11 protein-coding genes are annotated in these 12422 nt (G+C 64.5%); all 11 read left to right on the forward strand.

The genetic code is table 11. The features are described 5' to 3' along the window. The first annotated feature begins 16 nt into the window (after nt 1-16). The 11 genes from GRF61_RS06780 to asd all read left to right on the forward strand — a co-directional run bounded on the left by GRF61_RS06780 (nt 17) and on the right by asd (nt 12334). A complete protein-coding gene (locus GRF61_RS06780) occupies nt 17-469 on the forward strand; it encodes a CBS domain-containing protein (protein ID WP_169149912.1) in 453 nt (150 codons plus the stop codon). 187 nt (nt 470-656) lie between these two features. Next, a complete protein-coding gene (locus tag GRF61_RS06785) occupies nt 657-2342 on the forward strand; it encodes a long-chain-fatty-acid--CoA ligase (protein WP_169149913.1) in 1686 nt (561 codons plus the stop codon). A gap of 275 nt (nt 2343-2617) precedes the next feature. Then, nucleotides 2618-4285, forward strand: a complete 1668-nt coding sequence (gene ilvB / locus GRF61_RS06790; RefSeq protein ID WP_169149914.1) for an acetolactate synthase large subunit — start codon at nt 2618-2620, stop codon at nt 4283-4285. A gap of 4 nt (nt 4286-4289) precedes the next feature. Next, entirely contained in the window at nt 4290-4604 is a 315-nt protein-coding gene (gene ilvN, locus GRF61_RS06795; protein WP_169149915.1) for an acetolactate synthase small subunit, read from the forward strand. Between the two features lie 125 nt (nt 4605-4729). Beyond that, complete coding sequence (gene aroC / locus GRF61_RS06800; RefSeq protein ID WP_169149916.1) at nt 4730-5866, forward strand: chorismate synthase; 1137 nt, start codon at nt 4730-4732, stop codon at nt 5864-5866. A gap of 46 nt (nt 5867-5912) precedes the next feature. Next, entirely contained in the window at nt 5913-7088 is a 1176-nt protein-coding gene (locus tag GRF61_RS06805) for an MFS transporter (RefSeq protein WP_169149917.1), read from the forward strand. Continuing rightward, nucleotides 7085-7909, forward strand: coding sequence for a M48 family metallopeptidase (locus GRF61_RS06810; protein ID WP_169149918.1), 825 nt, complete (start codon nt 7085-7087; stop codon nt 7907-7909). The genes GRF61_RS06805 and GRF61_RS06810 overlap by 4 nt, the downstream gene beginning before the upstream one ends. 93 nt (nt 7910-8002) lie before the next feature. After that, on the forward strand, nt 8003-9412 hold the full coding sequence (gene leuC / locus GRF61_RS06815; protein ID WP_169149919.1) for a 3-isopropylmalate dehydratase large subunit: 1410 nt from the start codon (nt 8003-8005) through the stop codon (nt 9410-9412). 11 nt (nt 9413-9423) lie between these two features. After that, nucleotides 9424-10062, forward strand: a complete 639-nt coding sequence (gene leuD, locus GRF61_RS06820) for a 3-isopropylmalate dehydratase small subunit (protein ID WP_169149920.1) — start codon at nt 9424-9426, stop codon at nt 10060-10062. A gap of 35 nt (nt 10063-10097) precedes the next feature. Further along, on the forward strand, nt 10098-11162 hold the full coding sequence (leuB, locus tag GRF61_RS06825) for a 3-isopropylmalate dehydrogenase (protein WP_169149921.1): 1065 nt from the start codon (nt 10098-10100) through the stop codon (nt 11160-11162). Between the two features lie 38 nt (nt 11163-11200). Next, entirely contained in the window at nt 11201-12334 is a 1134-nt protein-coding gene (asd, locus tag GRF61_RS06830; RefSeq protein WP_169149922.1) for an aspartate-semialdehyde dehydrogenase, read from the forward strand. Nucleotides 12335-12422: the final 88 nt, after the last annotated feature.

Genomic DNA, 12422 nt, shown 5'->3' on the forward strand with positions numbered 1-12422 from the left:
AAACAAGGGGATACATATGCTCGTGAGCGAGATCCTCGCGATCAAGGGCAAGGTGCTCTACACGATCGCGCCTAATAGAACGCTGACCGAGGCGGTAGCGATCATGACTGAGCAGGATGTGGGATCGCTGGTGGTGTTCGATCATGGCCAGATGGTCGGTATGCTCACTTTCCGCGAGGTGCTGAAGGCGGTCCATGACAACGGATCCGCATGGGGAGAGGCGGAGATCGCACGTGCAATGCTCAGGGCTCCGCTGAGCGCGGCTCCCAATATGGAAATGGACGAATTGCGTCGTCTGATGGTCGATAAGCGCCAGCGCTACCTTCCGGTGATGGACGGCCATACCCTGCTTGGTGTAGTCAGCTTTCATGACGTGGCCAAGGCTGTTCTTGAAGAACAGAGCTTCGAGAACCGGATGTTGAAGAACTACATACGCAACTGGCCCGAAGAGGAAAGCGAGCGGGCCTGAGCAAGGGGGAGGAGACCCCACGCACGGCCTGCCGGGGCTAGTGCGGAGATGCAGCTGAACGCCCACGGCAGATGGGTGGCGGCTACGGTTGGAACCGGGCGGTGCAGACCGCTACGACGCCTCGGGAGGGCGGAGCCAGGGCAGCGCTAGCTGTCCTGGCAGGTTTCCAACCCATGGAGGAGGCACGATGGAAAAGATCTGGCTGCAAAGCTACCCGGCAGGCGTTCCAGCAGAAGTCGATCTCAACGAGTTCCGTTCCATCGGTGACTTGTTTGAGCGCAGCGTGCGCAGCTTTGGGGATCGCACTGCGTATGTCTGCATGGATAAGGGGATCAGCTATTCGGAGCTTGATTCCTTGTCGGCCCGGTTCGCTGCCTTCCTCCAGAGCGAGCTGAGACTGCCCAAGGGCACGCGGGTGGCGTTGATGATGCCCAATGTGCTGCAGTATCCGATTGCAATGTTCGGCGCATTGCGGGCCGGTTATACCGTCGTCAACGTCAATCCCCTCTACACGGCGAGAGAACTGGAGCACCAGTTGCGGGACTCCGGGGCCGAGGTCATCGTAATCCTCGAGAACTTCGCCCACACCCTGCAGAACGTGCGCTCCAGCTTGCCGCTGAAGCATGTGATTGTTACCAGCCTGGGCGAGATGCTGGGCCTGGTTAGGGGCAGGTTGGTGAACTTCGTCGTTCGTCGGGTCAAGAAACTGGTTCCCCCTTGGGAATTGGCTGGTGCGATGAGTTTCTCCGCTGTCTTGAAGTGCGGGAGCAGGCAGGTTCTCCACCCTGTCGAGATAGGCCACGACGACATTGCCTATCTGCAGTACACCGGTGGCACGACGGGCGTGGCAAAGGGGGCGATCCTCAGTCATGGCAACATCATCGCCAATCTGCAGCAGGCGCATGCGTGGATACGCCCCTTTCTGCGCGATGGGGAGGAGGTGATCATCACCGCGCTGCCGCTTTATCACATCTTCTCGCTCACCGCTAATTGCCTTACCTTCTTCAAGATTGGCGCCCGCAATGTACTGATCACCAATCCGCGCGATATTTCTGGCTTCATCAAGGAGTTAGGCAAGCACCGTTTTACCGCGATCACAGGGGTAAACACGCTGTTCAATGCCCTGCTTAATAACCCCGAGTTTGCCAAGCTGGATTTTTCCGCGTTGCAGATATCACTGGGTGGCGGCATGGCCGTACAGCAGGCGGTGGCGGAGAAATGGCGCAAGGCGACGGGTAAGCCCTTGATCGAGGCTTACGGGTTGACCGAGACCTCGCCGGCGGTAACGATAAACCCGCTTGATCTGCCGGAGTTCAACCAAGCGATCGGCCTGCCGGTGTCTTCCACCGAGATCAGCATCCGTGACGACGACGGCGTCGAGCAGCCCGTAGGTTCGCGCGGGGAACTGTGCGTGCGGGGGCCGCAGGTGACGCGTGGATACTGGAACCGGCCGGAGGATACCAAGCGCGCTTTCACCCACGACGGTTATCTGCGCACGGGTGACATCGCCGTAATTGACGAGCGGGGTTTCATCCGCCTCGTTGATCGCAAGAAGGACATGATCCTGGTCTCCGGCTTCAACGTATATCCCAACGAAGTCGAGGACGTGATCGCCAGTCATCCCGGCGTGATGGAGGTGGCTGCAGTCGGGGTACCGGACGAGCGCAGCGGTGAGGCGGTGAAGGCCTTCGTCGTGCGCAAGGACCCCGGCCTGACCGAGGAGGTGCTGATCGCATACTGCCGGAAAAACCTGACCGGCTACAAAGTGCCGCACAAGGTGGAGTTCCGCGATGCGCTGCCCAAAACCAATGTCGGGAAGATTCTCCGACGTGCCCTCAGGGATGAGGAGCAGAGCGCGGTAGCGCTGGAGTAAACCCTGACCTAGAAAGTGCTTGTGTCCCTGGGGCGCTTCATGTTTTCATTCCGAATGCTAATCGCACTTTCCGCAAAATGACCCGTCTCGCTTCCGCCCTCGTCGTAGTCCTGCCCGTACGCGTAGTAGTAGGCGTAGGCGGTCGCGCGTCGTAGCAGGGTCAGGAAAAGCGGTTTCACCGAATCCAAACCCCCGCCGGCGCGCAAGGCCGGCGGGGGTTTCGTCTTTTAGGCCCCCCGGTCTGGTTAGTCGGACATGCTTGCCAGGAGAAAACAATGGAAAAAATGACCGGTGCGCAGTTGATTGTGCGCCTCCTTGAGCGCCAGGGCGTGCGCACAATTGCCGGAATACCCGGGGGCGCGATCCTGCCTCTCTACGACGCGCTGTCCGGTAGCACGCTCATTCACCACGTCCTGGCCCGGCATGAGCAGGGCGCTGGTTTCATGGCGCAGGGGATGGCGCGGGTTTCCGGGCGTCCGGAGGTGTGCTTTGCCTCCAGCGGGCCAGGGGCGACCAACCTGGTGACCGCCATTGCTGACGCCCGGCTGGATTCCATTCCGCTGGTGGCCATCACTGGGCAGGTGCCGTTGTCCATGATAGGAACGGACGCCTTCCAGGAAGTGGACATCTACGGCATGACGGTGCCGATCACCAAGCACAACTTCCTCGTCCGCTCCGCCCAGGAGTTGCTGGAGGTGATCCCTGCCGCCTTCCGCATCGCCATGTCCGGCCGGCCTGGCCCGGTGCTGGTGGATGTGCCCAAGGACGTGCAGAGCCAGTTGATCGAGGTGGCCGAGCTGCCGCCGCCGGCTGAGCCGGAGGCGTTGCCGCCGCTGGATCAGGAACTGCTGGCGCAAGCGGCGCAGATGATCAACGAGGCTGAGCAACCGGTGCTCTATCTCGGCGGCGGCGTGGTGCATTCCGGCGCGGCGGCGCTGGCGGTGACGCTGGCCGAGCAGGCCAGCATGCCGACGACGATGACGCTGATGGCGCTGGGTGCCATGCCGATGGACCATCCCTTGTCCATCGGCATGCTCGGCATGCATGGTGCGCGCTACACCAATTTCGTGCTCGAAGAGGCGGACCTGGTGGTCTGTGTCGGCGCCCGTTTCGACGATCGCGCGGTGGGCAAGGCGGCGCAGTTCTGCCCCAAGGCCAGGATCGTCCATATCGACGTGGACCGTTCCGAGCTGCACAAGGTGAAGAACGCCCATGTTGCCATCCATGCGGACGTTTCCACCGCGCTGGAGGCGCTGCTGCCGCAGGTGAAGGTCACGCTGCGCAAGCGCTGGCTTTCCCATGTGGACAGCCTCAAGAGCCGCTTCCCGCTGCAACTGCCGGGGCAGGACGATCCGCGTACCCATTACGGCCTGATCCACGCGGTGGCCGCTGCGCTGGATGACGAAGCGGTGATCACCACCGACGTCGGCCAGCACCAGATGTGGGTGGCGCAGGCCTACCCCTTCCGCCGTGCCCGCCAGTGGTTCACCTCCGGCGGCCTCGGCACCATGGGCTTCGGCATGCCGGCGGCGATGGGGGCGGCCATGGCCGAGCCAGGCCGCACCGTGGTGTGTTTCTCCGGCGATGGCAGCCTGATGATGAACATCCAGGAACTGGCGACGCTGGCGGAGGAGGGCCTGAACGTAAAGATCGTGCTGATGAACAACAACTCGCTCGGTCTGGTGTACCAGCAGCAGAACCTGTTCTATGGCAAGCGGGTGTTCGCCTCCAAGTACCGCGGCGCACCGGATTTCGTGCGCATCGCGGAGGGCTTCGGCATCAAGGCGCTGGACCTCGACGGCGAGAGCGATCCGCGGGCGGCGCTGGCGCAGGCGCTCAACACGCCGGGGCCCTGCCTGATCCACGCCTCGATAGACCGCGAGCAGTTCGTCTATCCCATGGTGCCACCGGGTGCCGCCAATACCGAAATGATCGGAGGCTGAGAACATGATCGAACAAGTTGCCGACCCCCTGCCGCAGCAGGGTTACGCCAAGGTGGTGCTGGAGCTGGAGGTGAACAATCACCCCGGCGTGATGAGCCACATCTGCAATCTCTTCGCCCGCCGGGCGTTCAACGTCGAAGGCATTCTGTGCATGCCGGCGGCCGATGGGCGTCGTAGCCGCATCTGGCTGCTGGTGTTCGAAGATCAGCGGCTGGAGCAGATGATGCGCCAGGTGGAAAAGCTGGAGGACGTGCTGGCGGTGCGCCCGCACGGTGCCGGCCACGAAGTGTTCGAGCGGCTGGAAGACTTTTTCCACTGACCGCCTGCAGCCCCGCGCTTGAGGCGGGAAAGGCGGCTAGGGCGCTGTGCTAGACTCCGGCGCCTTGCCCGCCTGGTTTTCCCGCTGGGCGCCACCGTTTCCTGTGCTTTTCGACGAGCTTTCCTATGTCCGGCAATACTCTAGGCACCCTGTTCCGCGTCACCTCCTTCGGCGAGTCCCATGGCCCCGCCATCGGTTGCGTCGTGGATGGCTGTCCGCCGGGGCTGGCCCTGGCGGCGGCGGACATTCAGGCTGAGCTGGACAGGCGCAAGCCAGGCACTTCGCGGCACGTCACCCAGCGCCGCGAGCCGGACGAGGTGGAGATTCTCTCCGGCGTGTTTGAGGGCGTGACCACCGGCACGCCCATCGCGCTGCTCATACGCAACCAGGATCAGCGCTCCAAGGACTACGGCAACATTGCCGACACCTTCCGCCCGGGCCACGCCGACTACCCCTACTGGCAGAAGTATGGCGTGCGCGACTACCGCGGCGGCGGCCGTTCCTCCGCGCGAGAGACCGCTGTGCGGGTGGCTGCCGGCGCCATCGCAAAGAAGTGGTTGGCGGAGCGCTACGGCGTGGTGGTGCGCGGCTACATGGCGCAGCTCGGCCCGCTGCCGATCCCCTTCCAGTCCTGGGACGAAGTCGGCAACAACCCCTTCTTTGCGCCGAACGCCGACATGGTGGATGAGCTGGAACGGTACATGGACGAACTGCGCAAGTCCGGCGATTCGGTCGGGGCGCGCATCAACGTTGTCGCCACCGGCGTGCCGGTCGGTTGGGGCGAGCCGGTTTTCGATCGCCTGGACGCGGACATTGCCTACGCGATGATGAGCATCAACGCGGTGAAAGGCGTCGAGATCGGCGCCGGCTTTGGCGCGGTGGCCCAGCTTGGCACCCAGCATGGCGACGAGATGACGCCGGAGGGCTTCCTGTCCAACAACGCAGGTGGCGTGCTGGGCGGCATTTCGTCCGGCCAGGACATCCTCGTCAGCATGGCCATAAAGCCGACCTCCAGCATTCGCCTGGATCGCCGCTCCATAGACCGCAGCGGGGCGGCCACCATCGTCAATACCCACGGCCGCCACGACCCCTGCGTCGGTATCCGGGCGACGCCGATCGCCGAGGCCATGCTCGCGCTGGTGCTGATCGACCATGCGCTGCGCCATCGCGCCCAGTGCGGCGACGTGCAGGCGGCGACGCCGCGCATTGCCGGGCTGGCGCCGGATGGCGTGCAGCCGGTGCCGTCGCCGCGCGGCGGTTGATCCGGGGCGGAGTGCGGGCGGGCCATCGCGCCCGCAGGGCTGAGCGATGCTTCCGTACTGGCGCCTGTCGGCTTACTACTTCTTCTACTTCGCCTTCATCGGCGCCTTCTCGCCGTACTTCACGCTCTACCTGAAGTCGCTGAGTTTTTCGGCTGCCGAGATCGCGCTGTTGATGTCACTGATGCAGGTGATGCGGGTGCTGGCGCCGAATATGTGGGGCTGGCTGGCCGAGCATCTGGGCATGCGGGTGCAGATCGTGCGCCTGTCGGCCTTGATGAGCCTGATCGGTTTCTCCATCTTCTTCGTCACCATCCGTTTCGACGGCATCTTTGCCGGCATGGCCTTGATGGCCTTCTTCTGGAGTGCAGCGTTGCCACTGATCGAGGGCGTCACCTTCGCCCACCTTGGCGGCCAGGGACACCAATATGGCCGCATCCGCGCCTGGGGTTCGGTGGGCTTCATTGCCGCAGTGATCTGTCTGGGCTGGCTGCTGGATTTCCTGCCCATCTCCGCGGTGCTGTGGGGGATTGCGGCGGTGCTCGTCGGCATCCTGCTGTCCGCGCTGCTGGTGCCCGAGGCTTACCGCCCGCCGCAGGGCAGGGCGGCCATGGGCTTTGGCGATACCTTGCGGCGTACCGAGGTGCAGGCCTTGCTGGGAGCCTGTTTCCTGATGGCGGCGGCGCATGGTGCTTTCTACGTCTTCTTCTCCATCCTGTTGGTGGAGAACGGCTACGACAAGCGCGTGGTAGGGGCGCTGTGGGCGCTGGGGGTGATGGCAGAGATCCTGGTGTTCCTGGGCATGCCGCGGCTGCTGAAGCGCTTCGCGCTGCGCGACATCCTGATCGTGGCATTTGCCTGTGCCACCCTGCGCTTCGCGCTTACTGGCTGGGGCGTCGCCAGCCTGGCGCTGCTGGCTTTCGCGCAACTGCTGCACGGCGTCACCTTCGGCGCCCACCATGCGGCCTCGATCGCGGCGGTGAACCGCTGGTTTCCCGGCCGCCTGCAGGCGCGTGGGCAGGCGCTGTACGGCAGCTTGTCCTTCGGCGCTGGCGGCATGTTGGGCGGGTTGATCAGCGGCTACACGTGGGACACCATCGGCTCCGCCTGGACCTTTACCCTGGGTTCGGCGTTCGCGGTGGCCGGCCTGGCCTGGCTCTTGATCGGCTGGCGAACTGCCGCGAACGGAGAGGAAACATCCCTGAACGAGGAGAGAACGGTATGAGAAGAATCGGCAAGGCCCTGGTGCCTGGCGCCTTGGCGCTGACCCTGGCGGTCGCCTGCCAGACGGTGCAGACCACCCATGGCGGTGCGGTGGGCATAGAGCGCAGCCAGATGATGATGGTTTCCTCGCAGGAGGTTGAGCAGGCCTCCAGCAAGCAATATCAGGAGGTGCTGGCCGAGGCCCGCAAGAAGAATGCGCTGAACCGGGATGCGGCCCAGGTGCAGCGGGTGCGCCGCATCGCTGACCGGCTGATCCCGCAGACCACGGTGTTCCGCCCGGATGCGGCCTCGTGGAAGTGGGAGGTCAATGTGTTGAGCTCGGACGAGCTCAACGCCTGGTGCATGGCCGGCGGCAAGATCGCCTTCTACTCCGGTCTGATCGACAAGCTGAAGCTGAGCGACGACGAGATCGCCGCGGTGATGGGCCATGAGATCGCCCATGCCCTGCGCGAGCATGCCCGCGAGCGCATCTCCAAATCGGTGGCGACCGGGCTGGGGATTTCGGTTGCCGGCGCATTGCTGGGGGTTGGCCAGGGTGGGCAGGACCTGATGGGGCAGGTGGCCAAGGTGACCTTCGAGTTGCCCAACTCCCGCCTGCATGAGACCGAGGCGGACCGTATGGGCGTCGAGCTGGCGGCGCGTGCCGGCTACGACCCGCGAGCGGCGGTCACGCTGTGGAACAAGATGGCGACACAGTCCTCCAGCGCGCCGCCGCAGTGGCTCTCCACCCACCCGTCGCATGCCGACCGGCAGAAGGATCTGAGCGACTACGCGGCCCGGGTGATGCCGCTCTACGAACAGGCCCGGGCCAGCCGAAGCTGAGTCCCGGCGCGGGAATGGCGGGCAGGCGGCGTCTATCCGCTAGCTCGGTCCTGTGAAATAATCAACAACTTTTCTTTGCGCGGAATGCAGAGCATGGAAGCCCAAACGCTGTACGAGAAGCTGTGGTCGAGTCATGTGGTCCACCAGGAGGCGGACGGCACGGCGCTGATCTACATCGATCGTCACCTCGTGCACGAGGTCACCAGCCCGCAGGCCTTTGAGGGCCTGAAGCTGGCCGGCCGCAAGCCGTGGCGCGTGTCGTCCATCGTCGCCACTGCCGACCACAACACGCCGACCGACCACTGGGAGCAGGGCATCCAGGATCCGGTGTCGCGCCAGCAGGTCGAGACTCTGGACAGCAACATCCGTGAAGTGGGTGCGCTGGCCTATTTCCCGTTCAAGAACGAGCGCCAGGGCATCGTCCACGTGATCGGGCCGGAAAACGGCGCCACGCTGCCGGGCATGACCGTGGTCTGTGGCGACTCCCACACCTCCACCCATGGCGCTTTCGCCTGTCTGGCGCATGGCATCGGCACCTCCGAGGTGGAGCATGTGATGGCCACCCAGTGCCTGATCCAGAAGCGCTCCAAGACCATGCTGGTGCGGGTGGATGGCAAGCTGGGCAAGGGCGTGACCGCCAAGGACGTGGCGCTGGCCATCATCGGCCGCATCGGCACCGCCGGCGGTACCGGCTACGCCATTGAATTCGGCGGCGAAGTGATGCGCAGCTTGTCCATGGAAGGCCGCATGACTGTCTGCAACATGGCGATCGAAGCCGGCGCGCGCATGGGTTTCGTCGCGGTGGACCAGATCACCATCGATTACCTCAAGGGCCGGCCCTTCTCGCCGCGCGGCGATGACTGGGAGCGGGCGGTGGCCTACTGGCGCACCCTGCATTCCGACGAAGGTGCGCGCTTCGATCAGCTCGTCGTGCTGCGCGGCGAGGAGATCCAGCCGCAGGTCACCTGGGGCACTTCGCCCGAGATGGTGGTGCCTGTGGGCGCAACCGTGCCGGACCCGGCGAAGGAAAACGATCCGGTGCGCCGCGAGGGCATGGAGCGGGCGCTGCAGTACATGGGGCTCACGCCCAACCTGCCGGTGACCAGCATCAAGATCGACAAGGTGTTCATCGGCTCCTGCACCAACTCCCGCATCGAGGATCTGCGCCAGGCGGCGGTGATCGCTCGCGGCCGGCGCAAGGCGGACAACGTGCGCCAGGTGCTGGTGGTGCCGGGTTCCGGCCTGGTGAAGCGCCAGGCGGAGCAGGAAGGGCTGGACAAGATCTTCGTCGCGGCAGGTTTCGAGTGGCGCGAGCCGGGCTGTTCGATGTGCCTGGCGATGAATGCCGACCGGCTGGAGCCGGGCGAGCGCTGTGCCTCCACTTCCAACCGCAACTTCGAAGGACGCCAGGGCGCGGGTGGCCGTACCCACCTCGTCAGCCCGGCAATGGCCGCGGCGGCGGCCATTGCGGGCCATTTCGCCGACGTGCGCGACATCCTCTGAGGGAGACCGACATGCAGAAATTCATCACCCTCAACGGCTTGGTGGCGCCGCTTGACCGTAACAACGTCGATACCGACGCCATCATCCCGAAGCAGTTCTTGAAGTCCATCAAGCGTTCAGGCTTCGGCCCCAACGCCTTCGACGAGTGGCGCTACATGGACCGCGGCGAGCCGGGCATGGACAACAGCCAGCGTCCGCTGAACCCCAACTTCGTGCTGAACCAGCCGCGCTACCAGGGCGCCTCGGTGCTGCTGACCCGGGCCAACTTCGGCTGCGGCTCCAGCCGCGAGCATGCGCCGTGGGCGCTGCTGGACTACGGCTTCCGCGCCATCATCGCGGAGTCCTTCGCCGACATCTTCTTCAACAACTGTTTCAAGAACGGTGTGGTGCCCATCGTGCTGCCCAAGGCAGAGGTTGATGCCTTGTTCGGGCTGGTCGAGCATTCGCCGGGTTACACCATCGAGGTGGATCTGCCGACGCAGCTGGTGAAGCGTCCGGACGGGCATGCGGTCCATTTCGACATCGACCCTTTCCGCAAGGAATGCCTGATCAACGGCTGGGACGACATCGGCCTCACCCTGCGGCATGCGGACAAGATCAAGGCCTTCGAAGAGCGGCGCCGCGCCGAGCATCCCTATTACTTCGCCTGAGCCGCTGCGGCCGGGTCACGAGGAGAAACGACGGAATGAAGATTTGCGTGTTGCCGGGTGACGGCATCGGTCCCGAGATCACCGCGGAGGCGGTGCGGGTGTTGAAGGCGCTGGATCTCAAGCTGGAGCTTGAAGAGGCGCAGCTGGGCGGGGCGGCAGTGGACGCCACCGGCGTGCCCTACCCGGAAGCCACGCAGAAACTCGCCCGTGCGGCCGATGCGGTACTACTTGGCGCGGTCGGCGGCCCGAAGTGGGATACGCTGCCCCGTGAGCAGCGCCCGGAGCGCGGCCTGCTGGGCATCCGCAAGGATCTCGGCCTGTTCGCCAATCTGCGCCCGGCCATCCTCTACCCGGAACTGGCCAACGCCTCCACGTTGAAGCCGGAAGTGGTGTCCGGGCTGGACATCCTGATCGTGCGCGAGCTGACCGGCGACATCTACTTCGGCCAGCCGCGCGGCATCGAGCTGCGAGAGGTCGAGGGCAAGCAGCAGCGGGTGGGTTGGAACACCATGATCTATGCCGAGTACGAAATCCGCCGCATCCTCAAGGTGGCGTTCGAAGCGGCGATGAAGCGCGGCAAGAAGCTGTGCTCGGTGGACAAGATGAACGTGCTGGAGACCACCCAGTTGTGGCGCGACATCGCCGACGAGATGGCCAAGGATTATCCGGAGGTGGAGCTGTCGCACATGCTGGTGGACAACGCCGCGATGCAACTGGTGCGTGCGCCCAAGCAGTTCGATGTGATGGTCACCGGCAACATGTTCGGCGATATCCTGTCGGACGAGGCCTCCATGCTCACCGGCTCCATCGGCATGCTGCCGTCGGCCTCGCTGGATGCGAACAACAAGGGCCTGTACGAGCCGTCCCACGGCTCCGCGCCGGACATCGCCGGCAAGGGCGTGGCCAACCCGCTGGCTACCATCCTGTCGGCAGCGATGATGTTGCGCTACACCTTCGACCAGGAGGAAGCCGCGACGCGTATCGAGACGGCGGTGAAGAAGGTGCTGGCGCAAGGCCTGCGCACTGGCGACATCTACGAGCTGGGCACGACGAAGGTGGGCACGCGGGAAATGGGCGACGCGGTACTGGCGGCGCTGTAAGGGATTTTCAGTAACGGCGGAAAGGTCGGAGAAGCAAGATGATGCGAGTAGGTCTGGTCGGTTGGCGTGGCATGGTTGGTTCCGTGCTGATGCAGCGGATGGTGGAAGAGGGCGATTTCGCCCACATCGAGCCGGTTTATTTCTCCACTTCGGCGGCGGGCGGCAAGGCTCCGGTGTTCGGCGGCAAGGAGGCAGCACTGCCGCTGCAGGACGCCAGCAGCGTGGATGCCCTGAAGGCATGTGACGTCGTCATCACCTGCCAGGGCGGCGACTACACCAAAGAGGTCTATCCCAAGCTGCGCGCTACCGGCTGGAACGGCCACTGGATCGACGCCGCCAGCGCGCTGCGCATGGCAGACGATGCAGTCATCGTGCTCGACCCGGTCAACCGCAATGTCATCGACCAGGCGCTGGCCAAGGGTGGCCGCAACTGGATAGGCGGTAACTGCACCGTCTCGTTGATGCTGATGGGCCTGGGCGGGCTGTTCAAACATGATCTCGTCGAGTGGGTGTCGGCGATGACCTACCAGGCTGCCTCCGGCGCCGGCGCGCAGAACATGCGCGAGCTGATCTCCCAGATGGGGGCGATCCACGCCTCGGTGTCGGACCTGCTGGCCGACCCGGCGTCCGCCATCCTCGACATCGACCGCAAGGTCGCCGAAACCATCCGCTCCGACGCCTTCCCGAAGAAGAACTTCCGCAACACCCCGCTCGCCGGAAGCCTCATTCCCTGGATCGACGTGCCGGTTGAGCACGGCCAGTCCAAGGAGGAGTGGAAGGGCGGCGCCGAGTGCAACAAGATCCTCGGCAAGCCGGCTTTCCGCAGTGAGGGCAGCATTCCCATCGACGGCCTGTGCGTGCGCATTGGCGCGATGCGCTGCCATTCCCAGGGGCTGACCATCAAGCTGAAGAAGGACGTGCCGCTGGACGAGGTGAGCGAGATCATCGCCACCGCCAATGACTGGGTGAAGCTGGTGCCGAACGAGCGCGAGCTCTCCGAGCGCGAACTGACTCCGGCTGCGGTTACCGGCACGCTGACGGTTCCGGTCGGTCGCCTGCACAAGCTGGCGATGGGGCCGGAATACCTTGGCGCCTTCACCGTCGGCGACCAACTCCTCTGGGGCGCGGCCGAGCCGCTGCGCCGCATGCTGCGCATCCTGCTCGAACGCTGATCGAAGCGCAGGGCGTCTATGCCCTGCGCCATAGACTTGACCCGCATGTCCTGACACAGAACGGGCTGCGGGTCCAGCGCTCCGTTGA

This window comes from Azoarcus sp. TTM-91, from assembly GCF_012911025.1.
Classification (GTDB): Bacteria; Pseudomonadota; Gammaproteobacteria; order Burkholderiales; family Rhodocyclaceae; genus Azoarcus.

Bases quoted from the DNA above. Each gene is read 5' to 3' on its own strand.
- GRF61_RS06780 (WP_169149912.1), top strand. From the start codon at position 17: ATGCTCGTGAGCGAGATCCTCGCGATCAAGGGCAAGGTGCTCTACACG.
- aroC (WP_169149916.1), top strand. From the start codon at position 4,730: ATGTCCGGCAATACTCTAGGCACCCTGTTCCGCGTCACCTCCTTCGGC.
- ilvN (WP_169149915.1), top strand. From the start codon at position 4,290: ATGATCGAACAAGTTGCCGACCCCCTGCCGCAGCAGGGTTACGCCAAG.
- GRF61_RS06805 (WP_169149917.1), top strand. From the start codon at position 5,913: ATGCTTCCGTACTGGCGCCTGTCGGCTTACTACTTCTTCTACTTCGCC.
- leuD (WP_169149920.1), top strand. From the start codon at position 9,424: ATGCAGAAATTCATCACCCTCAACGGCTTGGTGGCGCCGCTTGACCGT.
- leuC (WP_169149919.1), top strand. From the start codon at position 8,003: ATGGAAGCCCAAACGCTGTACGAGAAGCTGTGGTCGAGTCATGTGGTC.
- ilvB (WP_169149914.1), top strand. From the start codon at position 2,618: ATGGAAAAAATGACCGGTGCGCAGTTGATTGTGCGCCTCCTTGAGCGC.
- GRF61_RS06785 (WP_169149913.1), top strand. From the start codon at position 657: ATGGAAAAGATCTGGCTGCAAAGCTACCCGGCAGGCGTTCCAGCAGAA.
- leuB (WP_169149921.1), top strand. From the start codon at position 10,098: ATGAAGATTTGCGTGTTGCCGGGTGACGGCATCGGTCCCGAGATCACC.
- GRF61_RS06810 (WP_169149918.1), top strand. From the start codon at position 7,085: ATGAGAAGAATCGGCAAGGCCCTGGTGCCTGGCGCCTTGGCGCTGACC.
- asd (WP_169149922.1), top strand. From the start codon at position 11,201: ATGATGCGAGTAGGTCTGGTCGGTTGGCGTGGCATGGTTGGTTCCGTG.